Raw genomic sequence first — 20,181 nt, 5'->3', positions numbered from 1 at the left:
TGCTTTGTATACTCATGGCATTGTAAAACAGAGGGTCTCAAGGACTCTTTGGCTTTCACCTCATTACCGACCCTTCTTTGCGGTCATCTCTCGATTCACTCATGACGCTTCGCATTCACAACACGCTCACGCGTGCGCTGGAGAACTTTTCGCCGCTCGAACCTGGCCATGTGCGCATGTACGTGTGTGGCATGACCGTGTACGACCTGTGTCATTTGGGCCATGCCCGTTCGATGGTGGCGTTCGATGTGGTGCAGCGTTGGCTCAAGGCAAGCGGCTATCGTGTGACCTATGTGCGCAACATCACCGACATTGACGACAAGATCATCAAACGCTCGCTAGAAAACGGCGAAACCGTGCGCGGCTTGACCGACCGCATGATTGACGCTTTGCATCAAGACGCCGACGCGTTGGGCATCGAGCGCCCCACGCACGAGCCCCGCGCTATGGACTATGTGCCGCAAATGCTTGCCATGATTGGCACTTTGCAAGACAAAGGCTTGGCCTACCAAGCCAGCAATGGCGATGTGAATTACGCCGTGCGTAAGTTTCCAGGCTACGGCAAGTTGTCCGGCAAGTCGCTGGACGAGTTGCAAGCCGGCGAGCGCGTGGCCGTCGACGATGGCAAGCAAGACCCACTGGACTTTGTGTTGTGGAAGTCTGCCAAAGAGAGCGAACCTGACGAAGTGAAATGGGCCAGCCCCTTTGGTGCAGGCCGCCCCGGCTGGCACATCGAGTGCTCAGCTATGAGTTGCGAGATGCTGGGCCAGAGTTTTGACATTCATGGCGGTGGCGCTGACTTGCAGTTCCCACACCACGAGAACGAAATCGCCCAAAGCGAAGGCGCGAATGGCCAAAAAATGGCCAGCGTCTGGATGCACAACGGCTTCATCAATGTGGACAACGAAAAAATGTCCAAGAGCTTGGGTAACTTCTTCACCATCCGTGATGTGTTGAAAGAGTTTGATGCGGAGACAGTGCGCTTCTTTGTCGTGCGCAGCCATTACCGCAGCCAGCTCAACTACAGCGACGTGCATTTGAACGACGCCCGTGGCGCGTTGAAACGCCTCTACACAGCGTTGGGAACAGTGACGCCTGATGAAGTGACGATCGATTGGGCTGAGCCCCATGCTGCGCGCTTCAAAGCAGCGATGGACGAAGACTTTGGCACGCCTGAGGCGGTGGCTGTGTTGTTTGAACTCGCCAGCGAGCTCAACCGCACACAGTCGGCACAGGCCGCTGGCTTGCTCAAAGCCTTGGGCGGCGTGTTGGGCTTGTTGCAAGACGACCCCAAAGCCTTTGCCCAAGCGGGCGCAGGTGTGGACGAAGACGCCATTCAAGCCCAAATCGCTGCACGTGCAGCAGCCAAAGCGGCCAAGAACTTTGCCGAGGCCGACCGCATTCGCCAAGCCTTGGCCGCCGAGGGCATTGTGCTCAAAGACTCGCCCGTAGGCACCACTTGGGAGCGTGGCTAATTGATGGTCGCCCAAGACAAAATCACCATCGCCACACCCGAGTACTGGGCTGAGGCGTGCAAACACTTGGTCAAAAAAGATCGGGTGATGAAACGCCTCATCCCTCAGTTTGGCGAGGCCTCGTTGCAGTCGCGCGGTGATGCGTTTGTCACGCTGGCGCGCAGCATTGTGGGCCAGCAGGTGTCGGTCAAGGCCGCTCAAACCGTGTGGGACCGCTTTGCTTTGTTGCCTCGCAAAATCACGCCCGCCAATGTGCTCAAGCTCAAGGTGGATGACATGCGCGCCGCAGGCTTGTCAGTCCGCAAGGTCGAATACATCGTCGACTTGGCGCTGCACTTTGACAACGGTGCTTTGCATGTGAAGAAGTGGTCTGAGATGACGGATGACGCCATCATCGAAGAGCTGGTGGCCATTCGCGGCATTGGCCGCTGGACCGCTGAGATGTTTTTGATGTTCCACCTCATGCGGCCCAATGTGTTGCCGCTTGACGATGTGGGCTTGATCAACGGGATTAGCCACAACTATTTCTCGGGCGAGGCGGTCAGCCGCAGCGAAGCCCGAGAAGTGGCTGCGGCGTGGGCGCCATACTGCAGTGTGGCGACTTGGTATATTTGGCGATCGCTAGATCCGCTGCCAGTGTCTTACTGAGCGCTCAAGGAGTAATTAATTTTGGCTAAACGAACTTTCCTCGACTTTGAACAACCGATTGCTGAGCTAGAAGGCAAGATCGAAGAACTGCGCTATGTGCAAAGCGAGTCTGCGGTGGACATTTCTGACGAGATTGACCAGCTCAGCAAGAAAAGCATGCAGCTGACCAAAGACATTTACAGCGACCTCACACCTTGGCAAATCACCAAGATTGCCCGTCATGCCGAGCGTCCCTACACGCTGGACTACATCAACGAGATCTTCACCGACTTCGTAGAAATGCATGGCGACCGCCACTTTGCCGATGACTTGAGCATCGTGGGTGGCTTGGCCCGTTTCAATGGCAATGCGTGTATGGTCTTGGGTCAGCAAAAAGGCCGCGACACCAAAGAGCGCGCTGCGCGTAACTTTGGCATGAGTCGCCCTGAGGGCTACCGCAAAGCTTTGCGTTTGATGAAGACGGCCGAGAAGTTCAAGTTGCCTGTGTTCACCTTTGTGGACACACCCGGCGCTTACCCCGGCATCGACGCAGAAGAGCGCAGCCAATCCGAAGCGATTGGTCGCAATATTTTTGAAATGGCCCAACTCGAAGTGCCGATCATCACCACCATCATTGGTGAAGGTGGCTCGGGTGGCGCGTTGGCCATCAGCGTGGCAGATCAAGTGTTGATGCTGCAGTACTCGGTGTACTCGGTCATCAGCCCAGAAGGTTGCGCCTCGATTTTGTGGAAAACCTCTGACCGTGCCGAAGATGCTGCGGAGCAACTGGGCATCACCGCCCATCGCCTGAAAGCTTTAGGCCTGGTCGACAAAATCGTGAATGAGCCAGTGGGTGGCGCACACCGTGACCCCAAGCAAATGGCGGCTCAACTCAAGCGCGGCTTGAACGACGCGTGGCGCCAAGTGACCGACATGAAGGTCAAAGAGTTGCTCGACAAGCGTTACGAGCGTCTGCAAAGCTATGGCCGCTTCACCGACACCAAAGCTGAACGCTAATTTCCCCACGCTGGACGCGTTCCAGCACTTAGGTCCATTCGCCGTTGCACTCAGCGGCGGGGCCGATTCCACCGCCTTACTCTTTGCTTGTGCCAAACGCTGGCCGGGCAGGGTGCATGCTGTCCATGTGCATCATGGCTTGCAAGCGGCTGCTGATGGTTTTGAAGCACATTGCGTGGCGTTGTGTGAAGGCCTTCATGTTCCACTGGTGGTGCAACGGGTCAACGCAGCTCACGCAGTGGGTGAAAGCCCAGAAGATGCAGCTCGTCAAGCCCGTTATCGAGCGCTGGCTGAGGCACTGAAAAACAACTGGGGTGGACAAATCAAAGACATGGCCTTGGCTCAGCATGCTGATGACCAAGTGGAGACCTTGCTGCTGGCGCTCTCACGTGGTGCAGGCTTGCCTGGTCTGGCATGCATGCCAGCAGTGGCTGAGCGTCATGGTGTGACTTATCACCGTCCTTGGTTGGATGTGCCTGGGGAAGCCTTGCGTGAGGCTCTTAGGGCTGCAGGGCAAGCTTGGGTGGAAGATCCCACCAATACAGACACGCGCTACACACGTAACCGTATCCGTGCTGAGTTGCTGCCAGTGATTGAGCAGGCGTTTCCAGCTTTTAGGCAAACCTTTGCGCGTAGTGCTTCACATGCGGCCCAAGCGCAAACCCTGCTTCAAGAGGTGGCTGAACAAGATTTGCAAATCGTGGGTAATCCACCTGCCATCAAAGCTTTGCAGCAACTCAGTGAGGCTCGGCAATCGAACGTTTTGCGCCTTTGGCTGGCGCTGGAACACTCTCAAGCCAGTGCAGCTCAACTGCAGGCGTTGCTGGTGCAAGTCAAGGCTTGCACCACACGCGGCCACAACATCGATATCAAGGTGGGGCGTGGGTTTGTGCGCCGAGATAGGGCTGTATTGCGTTGCTACAATCTGTAGGTTTTTTGCCCATAACACAACAGTTTTAAAGAAATATGGCATTGATTGTTCATAAATACGGCGGCACGTCGATGGGCTCGACAGAGCGCATTCGCAACGTCGCCAAGCGCGTGGCCAAGTGGGCCCGTGCGGGTCACCAAATGGTGGTGGTTCCTTCCGCGATGAGCGGCGAGACCAACCGTTTGCTAGGCCTTGCCAAAGAATTGGCCCCTTCCAAAGCCGACTCGGCCTACAACCGCGAACTCGACATGCTGGCCTCTACGGGCGAGCAAGCGTCTTCTGCGTTGTTGGCCATTGCTTTGCAAGCCGAAGGCCAGCCCTCAGTTAGCTACGCTGGATGGCAAGTACCGATTCGCACCAATAACGCCTACACCAAGGCCCGCATTGAGTCGATTGACGATGTGCGCGTTCGTGCCGATTTGGACGCTGGCAAAGTGGTCATCATCACGGGCTTCCAAGGCAAAGACGAACACGACAACATCACCACCTTAGGCCGTGGCGGCTCTGACACCTCGGCTGTGGCCGTGGCAGCAGCGCTCAAAGCCAAAGAGTGTTTGATTTATACCGACGTGGATGGTGTGTACACCACAGACCCACGTGTGGTGCCTGAAGCCCGTCGCTTAGAAACACTGTGTTTCGAAGAGATGCTGGAGATGGCATCTTTGGGTAGCAAAGTTTTGCAAATTCGCTCAGTTGAGTTTGCAGGTAAATACAAGGTGCCGCTGCGCGTGTTGTCCAGCTTCACCGCGTGGGACATTGACATCAACGAAGAAGCCAAATCAGGTACGTTGATCACCTTTGAGGAAGACGAAAAAATGGAACAAGCAATCGTATCGGGCATCGCATTCAACCGTGACGAAGCCAAAATCTCTGTGGTCGGCGTGCCAGACAAGCCAGGTATCGCTTACCAAATCTTGGGCGCTGTGGCTGAAGCCAACATTGAAGTGGACATGATCATCCAAAACATCAGCAAGGATGGCAAAACCGACTTCAGCTTCACCGTGCACCGCAACGATTACGCTCGCACAACAGATTTGTTGAAAGACAAAGTGTTGCCAGCCTTGGGCGCATCTGATGTGCAAGGCGACACCAAGATTTGCAAAGTCTCTATCGTCGGTATCGGCATGCGCAGCCACGTGGGTGTGGCCAGCAAGATGTTCCGCTCATTGAGCGAAGAGGGCATCAACATCCAAATGATCTCGACATCTGAAATTAAGACCTCCGTTGTGATCGACGAAAAATACATGGAACTCGCTGTGCGCGCGTTGCACAAAGCTTTCGATTTGGACCAGCCTTCTGCTTAAGTTCAGGCATAATATGCCCTGCTGGAAACGTGACCGAGTGGCCGAAGGTGCTCCCCTGCTAAGGGAGTATGGGGTGTAGAGCCTCATCGAGGGTTCGAATCCCTCCGTTTCCGCCAGCACACCCTAAAAAGCCGTTGTATATCAACGGCTTTTTTATTTTGAAGATACATTCCGACACGATGAGCTGGTGCTTGCGTGGGTGATAGGCATCACTGACTTCCGTAAACACCAAGGTTGACTGCAGTTGACGGTTGTGCAAAATGGCATGACTCAATTTCTTCAGTCACTCAAGGGGCGAACAGATCAGGAGTCTGGTTTCAGGTAATCCCAAGCTCATTAGTATTAAGGAATTCGAACGGTTCGTAACAGCATTTGAAGTGCTCCTAGAACCACCATCGTGCCAAATAAGTCGCCCAAGAACATGACGACAAGTGTGTCCAAGAACTGCTCGTTTGTTCCAATCCAGAAATACCAAAGTTGGTGAATGACTGCGCTTATGAATGCGAAGAAGACAGCTAACTTAAACAGCCCAACGGAGCTGAGATTCGTCATTTCTTTATTTAGTTTCAGGAACACAGAAGCGAACCGCCATGCTATGTAAGGTCCAATACCAGCCAGAGAGCCTGAGATCAGAAGTTTCAGGTAGTTACCGTCAAAATACTGCTGGTACGTTATGAATATTGACGCAATCGCAATACCTAAAGCACCATCCAGCAAAAATATCAGTACAAACGCAAGACGAAGGCCGCTAGGCAGAAAAATCCAATCCACACGATGTGCGTAATTGAGCGATGAACCAATCAAGAGAAAGTTCAATTGGTAGCAAAGAAAATACGCAAGCCCAGTGACAGCTATTATTGAAATTCTGCTTTGAAGTGTCATTTGTAAACTCGTTTACAGCATGATAAATAACTGAAAAACACTGTGTGTATACATTTATTGATGATTGGCAGAGCTCCGGCTGAATTGGTTTACTAACGTATTAGCAAGCTACATTAAAAAATTTTTCAGAGTTTGAAGCTAGGCAAATGAATAGACAAAGTCAGTTTGTAAAAGTTGCTTGGGAGCTTTTTGAACAAAAAGGTTATGCCGAGGTGGGAATGCGTGAAATCGCTGCTCAAGCTGGCTTCACCCCTGTCCAAGCGTATCGCTTAGGTCTTACCAAGGTGGACTTACTCGCCGAAATCAGCATCGCTTTGAGTGATGAGCAGATCAACAAGGTCGCTAAAAAGGCTCGCGTGAAGCCTAGCGAGGACCTTAATGCGTTTGTTTTTCGATACCTCTTGGCGCTTTATGTCTTCGATATTAAGCACATCAAAGTTCGACGTCAGAGTGCTGCTTACGGATGGATGTGGTCTAAGGCATACGAGGAGCGCATTCGCAATCAGGTGACTGAGCTGCTTGGTCCCATTATTGCGGTGTTGACAGAGGCGAAACACCCAGATGTTCCAGCATGCTGCCTTGCTATTTGGGCGCTTTATTACGTTGGCTACCGTAATGCTGTTGTGAACGGCAGCAAGCCAAAGCAGTGCCTTGAATCTATTGCTCCAAGTTTGAAGTTGTTGCTAGTTCACGCAGAGGGCAAGCTGAACTAAACCTCATCAACCCACCGTCTGTTGAAGATTTTTCGCAGCTTACTGCCTCATGTGCAGGAGTCGTGTGATGCCATGGCGTAGGGCGTGAGCGCTTTCAGCCACTTTGTTGCAGGCAAGGGCCAACGTTCTTCGATGGCCTGCGCTTGCAAGCGCAGTGCTTGCTTGTCCTGTGTGCGTGGCGTGCAAAAGGCCAACACAATGGTGTTGCCTGCAGGGGTTGGTTTGAAGGCCCACAGGGCATCTTTGCCAAATGAGGGAGCCAGTTTGTTCATGCTTTGCTTGAAGTGCATGTGGCGCCCAAATAAATTCACAACCAAGCAGCCTTGCGGCGTGAGCAATTGTCTGCAATTGGCATAAAACGCTTCGCTGTCATGCACAGGCCTATCTGCTTCTTGGTCGTAGAGGTCGATTTGTAATACATCGACTTTGTCAAACCATTGTGGTTGGGTCACTGCTTCAGCTGCATCACCGATGGTGACTTGCAGTTTCGAATCATCTGGAGGTAAATGGAACCACTGTCTGCATGTGGTGATCACTTGCGGGTTTAACTCAATGGCTGTGGTTTGCATGTCCAAGTGGTGATGGCAAAACTTGGTCAATGATGCAGCGCCCAAACCCAATTGCATGGCGTGTAAATTTTGAACGTTGTTCAAGTCAGTAAAGAGCAACCAACCCATCATGCGTTGTACATACTCAAGATGAATATCAAAAGGTTTGCTCAGTTTCATCGAGCCTTGTACTGAGGGCGTGCCTAAATGCAAGAAGCGCATATCGCCATAGTCGACGAAGGTGACCGTTGGCAAATCTTCTTGGTGTGGTGCGGTGGTGCTTGTTGTCTTGTGCTTCGGTGTGGAAAAAGCACGGGCTTGTTTTTTAGCAAGAACAGTCCCTATCAACACCGACAAAATGCAGGCCACTAAGCCGTAAATTATTTCAAGCGATGTGAAGGGCAACTCAAAATCTGAAGTCATTCGATTACATAAATCCATGTTCAATGTCCTATTCCACCTTCAGTTGGTGTGGAGAAACAGATCCTTAATGTTTGTTAATCAAGAAAACCATCACTTTTTTCGTGAGTTTCAGTTTCAAAAAATACACAGTTTGCAATCGATATGCTTCACTCTGGATGGGTGAGTGTTCAAAATGGAAACAAGTGTTGTGTAAATTAACCCTATTGATGGAATTGCTGATTTAAACCGCCAAATCTAACATCCTTTCATAAAACATCTTTTTGATGTGTTGAAAGGCGATTCTGGTGTTTGTATGCGTGCGTTTTATTTTTCAAGGTGTCGTCTTCGTGGCTTTTATGGCCGCGAGCACGGTATCCATCGCACAAGATTTGCCTTGGCACTTAGGCGCTTTGAATCCTGCGACACCCGTGGCGCCATCAGCCATCAATACGGCAGGCATCAAACCTGGTCCGCATGAGGTGGTTGTTGCGGTGATTGACAGTGGGGTTTTGTCCAATCACCCTAGCCTTGAAGGTCGTTTGCTGCCTGGGTACGACATGTTGTCACCTCCTTTGAATTTGCGTGGCGCGCGTTCTGCCGATTACGCCCCAGATGCACGTGATGCCAAATGCGGAGAGCGTGTGACCTCTACAACGTTTCGTACCCACGGGACCGAGGTCTCTAGCTTGATTGCAGGGAATGGCAAAGATGGTGTGCGCGGTGTGAATCCCAACGCAAAGATTTTGCCAATTCGTTTGTTTGGGTCATGCCCGATGACACGTGCTGATTTGCTCGATGCCATGGCATGGGCTGGGGGCTTGCCTGTGGCAGGTGTTCCGCAAAATGCCAATCCCGCACGAATCATCAATTTGAGTTTTTCTGGCGGTAAACGCGTGTGTGGTCCAGATTTACAAAATTTGGTAGACCGGTTGGCGAAGAAAAATATCTTTGTGGTGGCGGCTGTGGGGAATACCTTTGGCAAAAAATTGGCAGAGCCAGCCAATTGCGAAGGGGTGATTTCTGTGGGCGCAGTTGATGCAGAGAACAACATCGAGAGCTATTCGGCACTGGATACACGCACTGTGATTTATGCACCTGGCGGCGGTAAAGACTTAAATGGCCATGCACCTTGGCACAACAACAAGTTGAAGGTGGCCTCGTTTGATGTGGATTTCAAGGGTGATGAAACCCATTTAGGGGCTTACCGTGGCGTTGGAACAAGCTATGCCGCACCCCTGGTATCTGGGTTTTTGTCTTTGCTCTTGTCTTCTCGCTTGGATATGAGCCCCGCAGACTTTATGAACGAGTTGCCAAAATTTTCTCGCCCTGTGAATCCGACAGATAAATGCATGGATTGCACGCCCAAGGGCTTGGCGATGCCCCCTGCTGCTTCTAAATAAACTTTTTTGCTCAATATATTTTATGTAAAATAATGTATTCTTTTTTGTTATTTTGACTTAACAAGATTTATCATTGTTCTTACAAATTGATTTCTAAAATTCTTCGAAATCGATTCGAACGGAGAAGGTTATGAGCAAAAAAATCATTAAGTTGGCAGTTCTGGTACCTGCTGCACTTGGCGCTTTGGCGTTAGCTGGCGTTTTGATTTTCAATGCCACTCGACATTTCATTGTTGAGCACAACGAGGCTTTGGTTCACTCTGTCGCGCAAAGTATCTTGCCGGCTTTGCTGGTCAATGACACCCAACAAGTCGATGCTGTGTTGAAAGCCTTGGAAAATTATCCAGGCATCGAGTCGGCTGAACTGGTGAGTGCGCAGGGAGCGTCTATTGCCAGTTATGCAAGGTCGGGAAACGTGTTGGATCCCATGTCTGCTTCGTTTGAGCTGGCTTCAGCGAATGACGACCCCAATCAAATGCATGTCATGGCCCCTATTACGTTCGATAGCTTGATTGTTGCCAATCTGCATATCGGGGTAAATCTGTGGCCCACTTATTTACGTATCATCACTTGGCTGGGTATTTTGTTGATTGTCCCCAGTGTGATTTATGTATTGATTAAGCAGTTGCGTATCAAAGTTCGTTTTGAAAGAGTTGCTGCGGATGATGACGCTGATCGCGGGGGCTCTTCATTTGATGTAGCACATGCCGTGAATGCGGCGATGCAGGATGCAGATCTATCAATCGACTATCAACCGATTCAGCGCATGAGTGATGACGGTGTATTTGGTATGGAGGTGGTGGTGTGTTGGCGCCATCCTTCAGGTCAAACATTGCATGTGTCGCCCTCTGATTTTGTTGGAATGGCGGAGAAAAACAAAATTTGTTTGCCATTTGACGATTGGTTATTGCGTTCCGCATGCACGCAAGCGGTCGCATGGCAGCATCAGTATGGGCCATTGATTTTGGCGATCAATATCACAGAGGCTCAATTCAAAGAGCCAAGTTTTGCGCAGAAAATTCGTGATGTATGTCGTGACACTCAGTACCCCCATCAATTGTTAGAGCTAGAGGTGAACGAGTCCGTCGTGGCCACTAATCCAAAGAAAGCTGCGGCTCACATAGCGGCATTTGCAGAGCAAGGACTGAGTGTCACGATTGACCGATTCGGTTTGAGTGCTCACTCACAAGCGCTACTTGAGGTTTTGCCTGTACACAAAGTGAAGATAGACGGCAAGCTGGTTCAGCGTCTGAACAACGACGCACAAGTCAAAGAATGGGTGAATGCAACCATTCAACATGCATTAGCGCATGATGTTCAAGTTATGACTGATGGACTTGATTTTGGTTGGCAACAGGCGGAGCTACAAAGCATGGGCTGTATCTTGGGGCAGGGCGCCTATTTTTATTCCCCAATGACGGCGGTGGCGTTTGAAAGTCTCTTGTCCAAACGTTCGTTCCGTGTAACGCGTATGCCGAACCTGAGAGAGGCACCTTCTGATTCTGGTGAGTACTCTGCGGCTTAGTTTAGAAGCAGGGCTGGACAGACACCGTGTCATGAGGTTCATCCAAATACCCAACGGCAGGGAAATGCTGGGAGATGCATGACAGCATTTGAACGTCATTGGTGACCAAGTAAAGATGGCTGTGAATGATGGTGCTTTTTCTTGCCAGCGCTTGAATGGTGGATGCTTGCAATCCTAACGATGCCAATGTTGTCGATGTCAGTTTTTCATTGTTTGGCATGAAGCATGCGGATAGTGGGAGCCCTCCTACGCGAACGGTGACGCCAGAGTAAACATCGATCAAATCGCTGATAGACACGCCGATTATTTCGGTCGATGTGCCGAAGGATGCAATTGAAAACTGATTTTCTCTTACATGGGGTACTGCCGTTTTTTCAACTTCAGTGTTTCGTGAGCAATGCCACACCGGATCAGCGACGGTTGAGCAACTTATCAAGACAGAGAAAAGTAAAGGCCATTTCATGGCTGGGTGATTCCTGCATTGGCGGCTAAGCCTTTCGGGGTGCATTCTGCACATTTTTCGATGGGATCAACTTGGCGCAAAAATTTTGGTAGGTCACGCGATAAATCAGAGGGCTGCTTTTGGGGTTGATGCGATAGCCACAAAGAGATGAATCCTGCAACGATGGGAGCCGCAAAACTAGTGCCCACTCCTCGCTCTAAGGCAGCAGATCGTTCAGAACCTAAAAAATCTAAATCATAGGTGGCCACCATCAATTTGTTAATTGCCCAATAGGCGTCAGATGGCAAACGTTTCCCACCTCCAGGGGCATACAAAATGGTGCGAGGGTCCAGGGCTGAATATGTTTCTATCCGATTTTCAGCGTCCACTGCGCCGACGGAAATGACCCCATTGCAATTGGCGGGTTCTGGCAACGGCTTGTGAAAGTTATTGCCTGCCGCAGCCACGACGAAGACGCCTTTTTCGATCACGCGATTGAGCAGACGTTGTAAATCTGCGCCGCATACAGTGAGCCCGCCCGCAATGCTCATGTTGATGACCTTTGCAGGTGTTGGATTGTCTGGAACACCTGCGACAGGAAGCCCAGCGGCCCATGCAATGGCATCTAACAGGTCAGAGCGTGACATGCTGCATGCACCAAATAATCGAATCGGCAAAATTTTTGCCGTCGGATTGACGCCATAGACACCGTCTGTGCCATTTGCGGCAATCAAACTCGCAACCTCTGTGCCGTGCGTTCTAAATGCCCCCGAGATGAGACGTTGGCCGCAACGCGCATCACGTTCATCGGGTCCAAAGTCGGTCGACCGCCCGCCTCGCAAATTATTGGGAGCCGATAGCATGTCATAGCCTGGTAGAAGTTGGCCTTTTAAACTGGGATGCGCTGCGATGACGCCACTGTCAATCACCGCGACCACCACGCGGTGAGGTCCAGGTTTGAGGGCGCTGGTGTTAATGGCTGCTGGCGCTGATGCGCTTTGATTTGCTGCGCCTAAGTGCCAAGGATGGTCGATAGCTGCTGCATTGAATATCGCAGCGAAAGTGAGTGCAGCGAATACAGGCCTTAGAAGCACGGCCCCACAGCCTCTGTGTGGCTGGCCTGAGATAAGTAGCCAATTGCTGGGTGGTGTTTGGTGATGCAAGCGAGCATGGACGATTCGTCAGGCACGGCATGAATGTGACTTTTCATGAGTGCATTGGCGCCCGTCAGTGCTTTGATGGTTGCGGGTTGTGCGCCAATACTTTTCAGGGCTGTGTGGGTCAAGTTTGAGTTAGTGCCTTCAATGACACATGCGGATAGTGGAAGGCCGCCACTCATTTTGATGGGGGTTCCTTGATACACAGCATACAAATCTCTCAAGGACAAACGAATGACCTCTCGTTCAAGTGCCAAGGATGCGAGCGCGAAGTCATCCGATGCATTTGCAATTTGAATTTCGCTTCGAGAACAATGCCAAACTGGATCTGCAAAAGCCAGTTGGCAAGCGAATACGGCCCCAACGGCTCCAATCACCCATTTCTTAAGAATGCAAAGTTGACGCTTCATAGTGCCAAATTGTACAACTTAAGAATTTAAATTTATTGGTTTAATTTGTAAATTGATCACTTAAAGAGCGATTTGTGAGATTTCACAAGGAAGTGTGATTACAACGGTGGCAACGCCGTGCGCAGGGATATGTCGTTCAATGGTTCCTTGATGCTTGTGAATGACGGTGTCCACAAAGTCCAACCCGAGGCCAAATCCTTGCAGGGTTTGCGTTATGTCAATTTCAGAACACACGGCACTGACCAAGTTTGAAAGTACGAGCGTGACTTGAGTGCTTGAGGTTTCTGAGCTTTCGACGTGAAGCGATTGAATCTGAATCGTGCTTTGTGATGGCGAAAATTTGATGGCGTTGAACAATAAGTTGACAAATGCACGTACCAATAAGCGGGTGTTTGCCATAACGAAGAGATGGGAGGTGTGACTTTCATCACTGAGGCAAATGTTTTTGGCGTGCGCCAAATCAGCCACCTGTTCCAAGCTGTCGTTGATCAGGTTATCTAGAGATTCAGATTGAACCTTGTATTGAGTCGCTTCTGATGAGATGGTGAGGATGAAGTCATCCATCATCTGCAATAAAGACTGGGCATGTTGGGTAATTTTTTCGTTTGAGCGGTCTTGTGAGGGGAGCAGTGACAGAATCGATGCGACCGGTGTACGCATGTCGTGTGACAAAAGCTGTAAAGCTCGGTCTCGTTGCTTTTGTGATTGCCGCAATTCTGTGATGTCCATCAACAAGAGCAGCCGCAAACTGCGACCCAGGGGGGCGTTAAGCGACGCTGTTTTGAGGACGAAATCACGTGTCCCGAGTTTGGTTGCGAGTGGTATTAGAACTTGTTGCGGACTATTTTCTGTTTGATTTATGAGGTTTTCAAATGTGTCAGCTGGAAAGTTCAAAAGATTTGTCAATGCCATCAAATGGCAACCGTGACTGAGCTCTGCGTCGAATAGTTGCTGGGTTTTTTGATTGCTCAATAGCAATGCATCGTTCGCATCAAAAATCAATACAACCTCTGGCATCTCGTCGACGATGCTTGACAAAAAATCCAATTCTGAGCGTGCTGATGCCACGGCATGGTCTAGTAATTTGGCATGCTGTAAAACCACTTCGCGTGACGGGTGGGTCGGCGCATTGTTTCGTTCCAGGGGGTGAAGCTCTCGAAAGTCTGCGGCTTTGCCTTGAATCAAGTGAACGATTGCTTCTAACCGGCGCCATGCCCATAAAGGTTGAATTGATAGCGCAATCAACATGAATGGTGTTGGATCAACCCAATAGTCCATGAAGGTGAGTAAGAGATAACTGCCCAGCAAGCTGCCAAACACCATGACCAAAGCCAACCCCAGCGATTCGCGAGGGCTGAGCATGACGAGGCTTTGGAGCATGAGCAGTAATGGCACAAGCGTCAAACCGAAGGTGATCCAAGGCGACGCTTCGTCAATCAGCGTGTGGTTGATGGAGGCATTGAGAACACTGGCCAAAATGGCAACGCCTGGCGTGCTGGCGTTGTTTTTCCCAGAATGCAGTGTGGGGTATCTATCTCCTAGGCTAGGCGCAGTGACACCGATCAAGATGTATTTGTCTTTGAGCAATGTTCGGCTGATGTTGCTGTGGATGGCATCTGTCAAAGAAATAACAGGAAAGCCAACACGTGGATCGACCATTCGAAAGCGTCTGTAATCTGAGTCATGCTTGGATGTTTCGATTGCTTGTGCACCTTTGGCATGGACTGCTAAAGAGAAGTGTGGCCATGTTTGGATGTTGGGTTGAAAACCACGAATCACACCATCCGTGTCAAACGATAAGTTGATATGCCCTAGCGTGGCCACCTCAGCCAGTGGTGAAACGGGGAGCGTGGCCTGCAATGCAGATGGATTAGCCTCGTTCACTTTGAATGCAAGAGGCAACACCACGTTGAACTGTCGCTTGACTTGTTCGGTGAGAGCCGCGTCATCGATTGTTTTGTCTAACAAGAGCAAATCAAATCCAACGGCTTTGGGCCTACAGCAGCTGTCATCGAGTCGGTCCAATAGTTTCACGTACTCTGCACGCTTGAGGGGCCAGCCACCAAGTTCTTGCAGTGAACGGTCGTCAATCGCCACAATCACAATGTTTTGTGTCGATCTAAAACCTTCCCAACGCATGAAGTGGTCGTAGACCACATTGCCTAGGGGCCGCGCCATATCGGCAAATATCAGCAGAGCCAATAAGCCTAATGCAACCACTGTCGTGAATGTCCATTCACGACGCAAGCGTGCTTTACGTTGGCGATGTGCGTTCAAGGTAGATTGGTTTTCAGAGCAATCAGATCAAAGTATCCGGATTGCTTGGTGAGTGTCGATTCGTGGTTGGTATTGCCAGGTGATGAGGTCAGGTAAGACATGTTCCAGGTGTAATGTCCGGCAGGTAAGCCTTCAATCACGAAACGTCCGTTACGAGCTTGTAGCTTTTGGGTAGATACCAATTCTTGTGTGGTACCGAGTGCATGTTTGATGAGGGAAAACGTGATCAAAGCCCCATCTGCCAGTGGCGCATCAAATCTTGCTCGGCAACGTCCAAATTTAATATCACCTGTGACGCTGCAAAAACCATATTGTCGCGAGGGTCCGATGAGGCCGCTTGGAGAGACTGAGGCGAATTGATAAAAAACAGCGTCTTGACTGAGGTTGGTCGCCAACACCTCTGCTGTTGTGATTGTTTGTGAGGTTTGCTCCCCCAATAGATTTGCACTTTTTGTGTTGAGCACCACATAGTGTTTTGCGCTGGGATTTGGTGCGAGTTTGATCGCATGGGTCGGTGGTGTTGCATGAGTCGCTTCTGCGCGTTCGAACACGGGGGCATCGAGCAAATTCTCAATGGCCATTGCCTTTCCCGAACGGTCAAAGGGTAGTCCCTGTCCTTTGGAAACGGGTTGGGATTGGCTATCGCTTATCCCTGTCGCTGCAACTATTCCGCGAACCACTTCGACTTGGCCGACTTGTTCCGTAGGGGCGTAACCCACACGAAATTCGGTGCCTCGTACGCCAGTGACCGATAGCGGGGTTCGCACATCAAATGGTGTTGTGCGTGAGCGGTTTTTGTTCACATCAAGTTCAATGCGACCCCGCACCAATTCGAGTTCAACTTGTGGGCTGGATTCGAGCGCGTTCTTGCGTAGGACAGAGAATTTAACCGCGGCGCTGGAGGGCAGTCGAATGACCGAGCTGTCCTCTAAAAGCATTGACACCTGACATTCAGCAGGTACATCAATGATGGTGCCTTCTGCGAGCACTGAACCAACAGAGAGTGCTTTGGGTGGCGAGCCTGCACGAATCATTCGCGTGCATGAAATGCTAATGATGGTGGCTTGTGATGGGCTTTGTTTGACAAATTCCCTAGGTATTTTGAGGTGCTTTCCCGAGGGTAACAAGTCAATGTGGCGCAAGTGGTTCAAGCTACGAATGACTTCGAGGTTTGCTGCGTCGACGAAAAAGCGTGCTGAAAGTTGCGACAGCGTATCGCCTGCTTGAACTTTATAAATAATCAACGGACGTTGAGCCGCGTTGTCTGCTTGCTGCGCATGAATGGTTGAGAGATAAATTGCACTCAACCCAAGCGCCCACCATTTTTTAAACATCGTTTGTTGTTCCATTCAAGGCCATCAAACGGTACCCAAATCCATAAATAGGTTTGAGTCGCAAGTGGGGGGCTGTTGCTGCGAGGTTTAACTTTTTGCGCAACCAAGAAATATGAACATCAAGCGAACGGGAAAGGGCATCGCCTTCGCCACCCCAAACTTCTTGCATCAAACGTTCTCTGGAGATGGCTCGCTCATGGTTATCGAAAAGAAACAAAGCGAGCTTGAATTCTTTTTCAGACAACGTGATTTGCTGATTTTCAAACCCAACCGAGTTGTCAAGCTTGTTGAATGCATAACCCAATAAGGTGCGAGTGGTGTCGCGGTTGTTGTGCTCAGGGTAGGTGCGCCGTAGCAATGCCGTGATGCGTGCCAAGAGTTCTTGGGGGCGTACAGGCTTGGTGCAGTAATCATCTGCACCTGCATTCAACGCTTCAACGATGTCTTGTTCATCCGTGCGACTCGTCAAAAATAGAACGGGTTCTTTCAGCCCTCGCACATTTCGAATGTGTTTGAGTACTTCAAGTCCAGACATGCGCGGCACTCTCCAATCGAGTATGAACAAGTCAATCGTGTCGCGTCCAACCGCTTTGACCATGTCTGCGCCATTGTTGAAAAGGCTGGTGGTGTGACCTGCTGTTTCAAGGATGGCGCAGACATGTTGCGCAAGATGCGGTTCGTCTTCTAGAAGCCCGATGTACATGTATTCGTTTTAAAAAGTTGCAATGATGAGTTTGCGTAGTTCGGGAGTGACTTCAGGCGTCACGCCAAACCAAGCTTGAAATGCTGGACTGGCTTGATGCAACAGCATCCCGAGTCCGTTGACGGTGGTGTTGCCGCGCAAGCGTGCCGCTTGAAGCAACGGTGTTTCAAGCGGTATGTAAATTGCATCTGAAACCAGCGCATTTGTGGGCAATTGGTCTAAAGAAAGGTCAAGTGGTGCTTCGCCATGCATGCCTTGATTGGTTGTGTTGACGAGCAGGGCCGCACCTGCCAAGGCTTCATGACGCTCAGACCAGTCAAACGATGTGACAGGCGTCCCAAACTCTTGCGCGAGCGCTTGCGCCTTATGGTGTGTGCGATTAAGAAGTCGAATTTCTGTTGCGCCAGCGTCAATCAAACTGACAACAATCGCCCGGGCTGCGCCGCCGGCCCCCACGATGACAATGGGACCTAGGTCGGCGCGCCAGTTGGGCTGCGCATCACGCAAGCTCTGGAGGAAACCAAAGCCATCGTTGTTGAACCCATGAAGTGCGCCATCTGCTTGCACCACGATGGTGTTGATGGCGCCCATGCGTTGGGCGAGCGGGTCAACCCAGTCCATATAGGCCATCGCTTCAACTTTGTGTGGAATGGTGAGGTTGCAGCCCGCCAGTCCTAAGGCTTGAATGCCTCGAATGGCAGCTTCAAGATGGGTTGGAGGAACCGGGAACAAGCCATAAGCGCCATTGAGGTGATGCTTGCGAATCCAGTGGTTATGAATAGCAGGTGAGCGAGAGTGAGCCACAGGCCAACCCATGACCCCCGCCATGGTGAATGTATTGTTCATGATGAGAGAAAAAAGCAGATGCTGAATGGTAGCCAATGCATGGCTGTCTTTTGTTTACATTCACGATGCCGTTGCGTGGTCGTGGATCAGCACTCTGGATGAGAGGAGTAGCTATAGAAGGTTTATCACCTTCGAGGGTTAGGAAGCACATTCAAAAAATACGCTAAGTGGTTGCATTCAATGAATTTTTTTCTACAAATAAACAACAATAAAACTCCAAATATGTAGTTTTTGATAGTTTGTTTGTTAAAATTTGCTCAAGGAGACCATATGTCTAATCAATCTGATTCGCTCGAAAGTGTTGTTATCGGTGACGGTGTCATCGTTAAGGGTACGTTCACTGTTCCCTCAAAAGCCATTATTAATGGCGTGATTGAGGGGGATTTAACTGCAGAAGAAGTCTTGATCGGGCCAACAGGCAAGATCACCGGCCGCGTGTCCGCCAAAGTGATCGATGTGCGTGGCCAGCTCCACAACACCATCATTTCAGAGAAGAGCTTGATCGTTCGCTCAACCGGCAAGATCGCCGGCAAAGTTCAATACTCAGAAATTGAGATTGAAAAAGGTGGCGAGATCGAAGGTACTTTGAGTCAAGATGCCAACGGTCCAGTGGTTCAAGTCGGTGGTTCTGCCGCCTAATTTTTAGCTAAACCATGATGCTGCGCCGGTTCGTTACTGCTGCTCGATTGCTTCCTGGACTTGTGTCTGGTGGCTGGACGCGTCAGTATGAAGATGCGCGCATCATCTTGGAGCAAAACGGTGATCTCCACTACCTGAACATCAGTGGTCGGATGCAACGCATTTTGGTGCGTGGTGGCATTTTGGCGACAGGTGCGATGTTGGCAGCTATCACGGTTTTGTTTGTCACCAGCCTCAGTTTGATGCTGAGTCGTGCCAAGCTAGAACGATCTCATGAAGAGGTGTATCGTGCCTTGCTTAGTAGCGCTTCTGATTCGGAGGGGGCTGAGGTTCTGACCATGAGCGATGAGCAAATGGTTTCTTTGGCTCAAACGATTCGTGACCGCGACATGAGTATTCGTCGCTTTGTTGATACGTCGATGGTGGCGGTTTCGCAAGAAAACGTGACGATGAAGTCTCAGCTTGAGGCGTCTGGTTTGACCGAAAAAATCGTCAAAATCATTCAGCAGAATGCGGCAAACGGTGGCTTTAATTTAGAAGACGATGTCAAAAGCAACCCCTTGCTTCGCGGCAAAGTCGCTGATGAATTGTCGACCAATCGTGGTTTGCGTGAAGTTCTGTATGCGCTGCCTAGCGTTATGCCAGTGCCGAATTACAGCGTGACCTCTGATTTCGGTGTTCGTCGTCACCCGATTTCTGGACAGACGCACTTTCACACAGGTCTGGATATGCTGAGCCAAACGGGAGATGAAAAGGTTCACCCCGTTAAGCCTGGTGTGGTGGTCTTGGCGCAGTTCCATACGCAATATGGCAACACTGTGGTCGTTCGTCATACGAATGGCGTTGAGTCGCTCTACGCGCATTTGGCAAATATCGAAGTGAAATTGGGTGACAAAGTCACTAACGAATCTGTGCTGGGTAACATCGGCAGCACGGGTTCTTCGTCAACAGGTAAGCACCTGCATTTGGAAATCTTGATTGGCGGATACCCAGTCAACCCACAAAAAGTTATACGGACGGCACAATATGTTCAACAAATCCAAAACCAACAACGTTAATCTTTCTCAAGAAAACGCTTCTATGCCAGACATGGAAGAAGAGCAAGTAGAAGCTGTTGCTGAAGAAGAGGTGTCGACGCAACCTGCCGTCGCTGCACCAGCCCAACCAACCAACCAACGTACCAGCATGATGGACATGATCTCAACTGCCGCCACCAAACCTTCGATTTTGAGTGAAGGTTTTTCTTTCCGTGGTGAGATTGCTGCCAAAGGCGCCATCCACGTAGAAGGTGCATTGAACGGCCAAATTCAAGTGGATGAACTCACCATTGGTGCACGTGGTCAAGTCGAGGGTGTTGTGACTTGCAGCAGCTTGCACATCAAGGGTAAGTTCTCTGGCACTGCCACTTGCAATGAGTTGATCGTGACTTCTTCGGCGTCTGTGGATGGCCATGTGGTTTACCAAACTCTGTCCGTTCAAAAGGGAGCCTCTATCAAGGGCGAACTTTTGTTGGTCAAATAAATTACTAATACAGCGTTGCACTTCCTCG

20 protein-coding genes and 1 tRNA gene are annotated in these 20,181 nt (G+C 50.4%); 12 read left to right on the top strand and 9 right to left on the bottom strand.

Translation table 11 applies throughout. The features are described from left to right. Positions 1 to 101: 101 nt before the first annotated feature. The 6 genes from cysS (at position 102) to LINBF2_RS07775 (ending at position 5,470) form a co-directional block, all read left to right on the top strand. Positions 102 to 1,475 carry a cysteine--tRNA ligase gene (gene cysS, locus LINBF2_RS07800; RefSeq protein WP_281887972.1) on the top strand — a complete coding sequence of 458 codons (1,374 nt, stop codon included), beginning with the start codon at positions 102 to 104 and terminating at the stop codon, positions 1,473 to 1,475. Positions 1,476 to 1,478: 3 nt separating this feature from the next. Then, complete coding sequence (locus LINBF2_RS07795; RefSeq protein ID WP_281887970.1) at positions 1,479 to 2,123, top strand: DNA-3-methyladenine glycosylase 2 family protein; 645 nt, start codon at positions 1,479 to 1,481, stop codon at positions 2,121 to 2,123. A 21-nt stretch (positions 2,124 to 2,144) separates the two neighbouring features. Next, a complete protein-coding gene (locus tag LINBF2_RS07790) occupies positions 2,145 to 3,119 on the top strand; it encodes an acetyl-CoA carboxylase carboxyltransferase subunit alpha (protein ID WP_281887968.1) in 975 nt (324 codons plus the stop codon). Further along, positions 3,085 to 4,050, top strand: coding sequence for a tRNA lysidine(34) synthetase TilS (gene tilS, locus LINBF2_RS07785; protein WP_281887966.1), 966 nt, complete (start codon positions 3,085 to 3,087; stop codon positions 4,048 to 4,050). The genes LINBF2_RS07790 and tilS overlap by 35 nt, the downstream gene beginning before the upstream one ends. Positions 4,051 to 4,085: 35 nt before the next feature. Next, positions 4,086 to 5,354 carry an aspartate kinase gene (locus LINBF2_RS07780; protein ID WP_281887964.1) on the top strand — a complete coding sequence of 423 codons (1,269 nt, stop codon included), beginning with the start codon at positions 4,086 to 4,088 and terminating at the stop codon, positions 5,352 to 5,354. Positions 5,355 to 5,377: 23 nt separating this feature from the next. Next, a tRNA-Ser gene (locus LINBF2_RS07775) sits at positions 5,378 to 5,470 on the top strand. 226 nt (positions 5,471 to 5,696) lie between these two features. Here LINBF2_RS07775 and LINBF2_RS07770 read toward each other — a convergent pair. Further along, entirely contained in the window at positions 5,697 to 6,236 is a 540-nt protein-coding gene (locus LINBF2_RS07770) for a hypothetical protein (protein ID WP_281887962.1), read from the bottom strand. Between the two features lie 146 nt (positions 6,237 to 6,382). Here LINBF2_RS07770 and LINBF2_RS07765 point away from each other — a divergent pair, with 146 nt between their 5' ends. Continuing rightward, positions 6,383 to 6,949 (top strand): TetR/AcrR family transcriptional regulator, encoded by a 567-nt coding sequence (locus LINBF2_RS07765; RefSeq protein WP_281887960.1) that lies wholly within the window; start codon positions 6,383 to 6,385, stop codon positions 6,947 to 6,949. A gap of 47 nt (positions 6,950 to 6,996) precedes the next feature. Here LINBF2_RS07765 and LINBF2_RS07760 read toward each other — a convergent pair whose 3' ends face one another. Further along, positions 6,997 to 7,920, bottom strand: a complete 924-nt coding sequence (locus LINBF2_RS07760; RefSeq protein ID WP_281887958.1) for a spermidine synthase — start codon at positions 7,918 to 7,920, stop codon at positions 6,997 to 6,999. Positions 7,921 to 8,255: 335 nt separating this feature from the next. On the opposite strand from LINBF2_RS07760, the gene LINBF2_RS07755 reads away from it, so the two are divergent. After that, positions 8,256 to 9,299 (top strand): S8 family serine peptidase, encoded by a 1,044-nt coding sequence (locus tag LINBF2_RS07755; protein ID WP_281891304.1) that lies wholly within the window; start codon positions 8,256 to 8,258, stop codon positions 9,297 to 9,299. 130 nt (positions 9,300 to 9,429) lie between these two features. Beyond that, positions 9,430 to 10,824, top strand: a complete 1,395-nt coding sequence (locus LINBF2_RS07750; protein WP_281887956.1) for an EAL domain-containing protein — start codon at positions 9,430 to 9,432, stop codon at positions 10,822 to 10,824. A gap of 1 nt (position 10,825) precedes the next feature. Here the strand turns inward: LINBF2_RS07750 and LINBF2_RS07745 are convergent, their stop codons facing one another. The 7 genes from LINBF2_RS07745 to LINBF2_RS07715 all read right to left on the bottom strand — a co-directional run bounded on the left by LINBF2_RS07745 (position 10,826) and on the right by LINBF2_RS07715 (position 17,993). Then, on the bottom strand, positions 10,826 to 11,287 hold the full coding sequence (locus tag LINBF2_RS07745; protein WP_146100158.1) for a hypothetical protein: 462 nt from the start codon (positions 11,285 to 11,287) through the stop codon (positions 10,826 to 10,828). Further along, complete coding sequence (locus LINBF2_RS07740; RefSeq protein WP_281887954.1) at positions 11,284 to 12,207, bottom strand: S8 family serine peptidase; 924 nt, start codon at positions 12,205 to 12,207, stop codon at positions 11,284 to 11,286. The genes LINBF2_RS07745 and LINBF2_RS07740 overlap by 4 nt, the downstream gene beginning before the upstream one ends. Before the next feature lie 143 nt (positions 12,208 to 12,350). Next, the gene (locus tag LINBF2_RS07735; protein ID WP_146100159.1) at positions 12,351 to 12,833 is read right to left on the bottom strand and encodes a hypothetical protein; all 483 of its coding nucleotides are present in this window, start codon (positions 12,831 to 12,833) and stop codon (positions 12,351 to 12,353) included. A 60-nt stretch (positions 12,834 to 12,893) separates the two neighbouring features. Further along, positions 12,894 to 15,110: a CHASE2 and HATPase_c domain-containing protein gene (locus LINBF2_RS07730; RefSeq protein ID WP_281887951.1), complete on the bottom strand. Its 2,217-nt coding sequence runs from the start codon at positions 15,108 to 15,110 to the stop codon at positions 12,894 to 12,896. After that, entirely contained in the window at positions 15,107 to 16,459 is a 1,353-nt protein-coding gene (locus LINBF2_RS07725; RefSeq protein ID WP_281887949.1) for a FecR domain-containing protein, read from the bottom strand. The genes LINBF2_RS07730 and LINBF2_RS07725 overlap by 4 nt, the downstream gene beginning before the upstream one ends. Continuing rightward, on the bottom strand, positions 16,437 to 17,147 hold the full coding sequence (locus tag LINBF2_RS07720; RefSeq protein ID WP_281887947.1) for a response regulator transcription factor: 711 nt from the start codon (positions 17,145 to 17,147) through the stop codon (positions 16,437 to 16,439). Before LINBF2_RS07720 ends, LINBF2_RS07725 begins: the two co-directional genes overlap by 23 nt. A 9-nt stretch (positions 17,148 to 17,156) precedes the next feature. Then, the gene (locus LINBF2_RS07715) at positions 17,157 to 17,993 is read right to left on the bottom strand and encodes a shikimate dehydrogenase (RefSeq protein ID WP_281887945.1); all 837 of its coding nucleotides are present in this window, start codon (positions 17,991 to 17,993) and stop codon (positions 17,157 to 17,159) included. Between the two features lie 270 nt (positions 17,994 to 18,263). On the opposite strand from LINBF2_RS07715, the gene LINBF2_RS07710 reads away from it, so the two are divergent. The 3 genes from LINBF2_RS07710 to LINBF2_RS07700 are packed head-to-tail and all read left to right on the top strand — an operon-like array spanning position 18,264 to position 20,153. Further along, a complete protein-coding gene (locus LINBF2_RS07710; RefSeq protein ID WP_104801171.1) occupies positions 18,264 to 18,632 on the top strand; it encodes a polymer-forming cytoskeletal protein in 369 nt (122 codons plus the stop codon). A 14-nt stretch (positions 18,633 to 18,646) separates the two neighbouring features. Beyond that, entirely contained in the window at positions 18,647 to 19,690 is a 1,044-nt protein-coding gene (locus LINBF2_RS07705) for a M23 family metallopeptidase (RefSeq protein ID WP_104801172.1), read from the top strand. Beyond that, positions 19,659 to 20,153 (top strand): polymer-forming cytoskeletal protein, encoded by a 495-nt coding sequence (locus LINBF2_RS07700; protein ID WP_281887941.1) that lies wholly within the window; start codon positions 19,659 to 19,661, stop codon positions 20,151 to 20,153. Before LINBF2_RS07705 ends, LINBF2_RS07700 begins: the two co-directional genes overlap by 32 nt. Positions 20,154 to 20,181 lie beyond the last annotated feature (28 nt).

Origin of the sequence: Limnohabitans sp. TEGF004 (assembly GCF_027924965.1) — a bacterium.
In the GTDB taxonomy this organism is placed as follows: domain Bacteria; phylum Pseudomonadota; class Gammaproteobacteria; order Burkholderiales; family Burkholderiaceae_C; genus Limnohabitans.
The sequence above is the reverse complement of the archived record's forward strand: the minus strand, read 5'-3'. Positions and strand labels throughout refer to the sequence as shown.

Bases quoted from the DNA above. Each gene is read 5' to 3' on its own strand.
- cysS (WP_281887972.1), top strand. From the start codon at position 102: ATGACGCTTCGCATTCACAACACGCTCACGCGTGCGCTGGAGAACTTT.
- LINBF2_RS07795 (WP_281887970.1), top strand. From the start codon at position 1,479: ATGGTCGCCCAAGACAAAATCACCATCGCCACACCCGAGTACTGGGCT.
- tilS (WP_281887966.1), top strand. From the start codon at position 3,085: ATGGCCGCTTCACCGACACCAAAGCTGAACGCTAATTTCCCCACGCTG.
- LINBF2_RS07780 (WP_281887964.1), top strand. From the start codon at position 4,086: ATGGCATTGATTGTTCATAAATACGGCGGCACGTCGATGGGCTCGACA.
- LINBF2_RS07770 (WP_281887962.1), bottom strand. From the start codon at position 6,236: ATGACACTTCAAAGCAGAATTTCAATAATAGCTGTCACTGGGCTTGCG.
- LINBF2_RS07765 (WP_281887960.1), top strand. From the start codon at position 6,383: ATGAATAGACAAAGTCAGTTTGTAAAAGTTGCTTGGGAGCTTTTTGAA.
- LINBF2_RS07760 (WP_281887958.1), bottom strand. From the start codon at position 7,920: ATGACTTCAGATTTTGAGTTGCCCTTCACATCGCTTGAAATAATTTAC.
- LINBF2_RS07755 (WP_281891304.1), top strand. From the start codon at position 8,256: ATGGCCGCGAGCACGGTATCCATCGCACAAGATTTGCCTTGGCACTTA.
- LINBF2_RS07750 (WP_281887956.1), top strand. From the start codon at position 9,430: ATGAGCAAAAAAATCATTAAGTTGGCAGTTCTGGTACCTGCTGCACTT.
- LINBF2_RS07745 (WP_146100158.1), bottom strand. From the start codon at position 11,287: ATGAAATGGCCTTTACTTTTCTCTGTCTTGATAAGTTGCTCAACCGTC.
- LINBF2_RS07735 (WP_146100159.1), bottom strand. From the start codon at position 12,833: ATGAAGCGTCAACTTTGCATTCTTAAGAAATGGGTGATTGGAGCCGTT.
- LINBF2_RS07725 (WP_281887949.1), bottom strand. From the start codon at position 16,459: ATGGAACAACAAACGATGTTTAAAAAATGGTGGGCGCTTGGGTTGAGT.
- LINBF2_RS07720 (WP_281887947.1), bottom strand. From the start codon at position 17,147: ATGTACATCGGGCTTCTAGAAGACGAACCGCATCTTGCGCAACATGTC.
- LINBF2_RS07715 (WP_281887945.1), bottom strand. From the start codon at position 17,993: ATGAACAATACATTCACCATGGCGGGGGTCATGGGTTGGCCTGTGGCT.
- LINBF2_RS07710 (WP_104801171.1), top strand. From the start codon at position 18,264: ATGTCTAATCAATCTGATTCGCTCGAAAGTGTTGTTATCGGTGACGGT.
- LINBF2_RS07705 (WP_104801172.1), top strand. From the start codon at position 18,647: ATGATGCTGCGCCGGTTCGTTACTGCTGCTCGATTGCTTCCTGGACTT.
- LINBF2_RS07700 (WP_281887941.1), top strand. From the start codon at position 19,659: ATGTTCAACAAATCCAAAACCAACAACGTTAATCTTTCTCAAGAAAAC.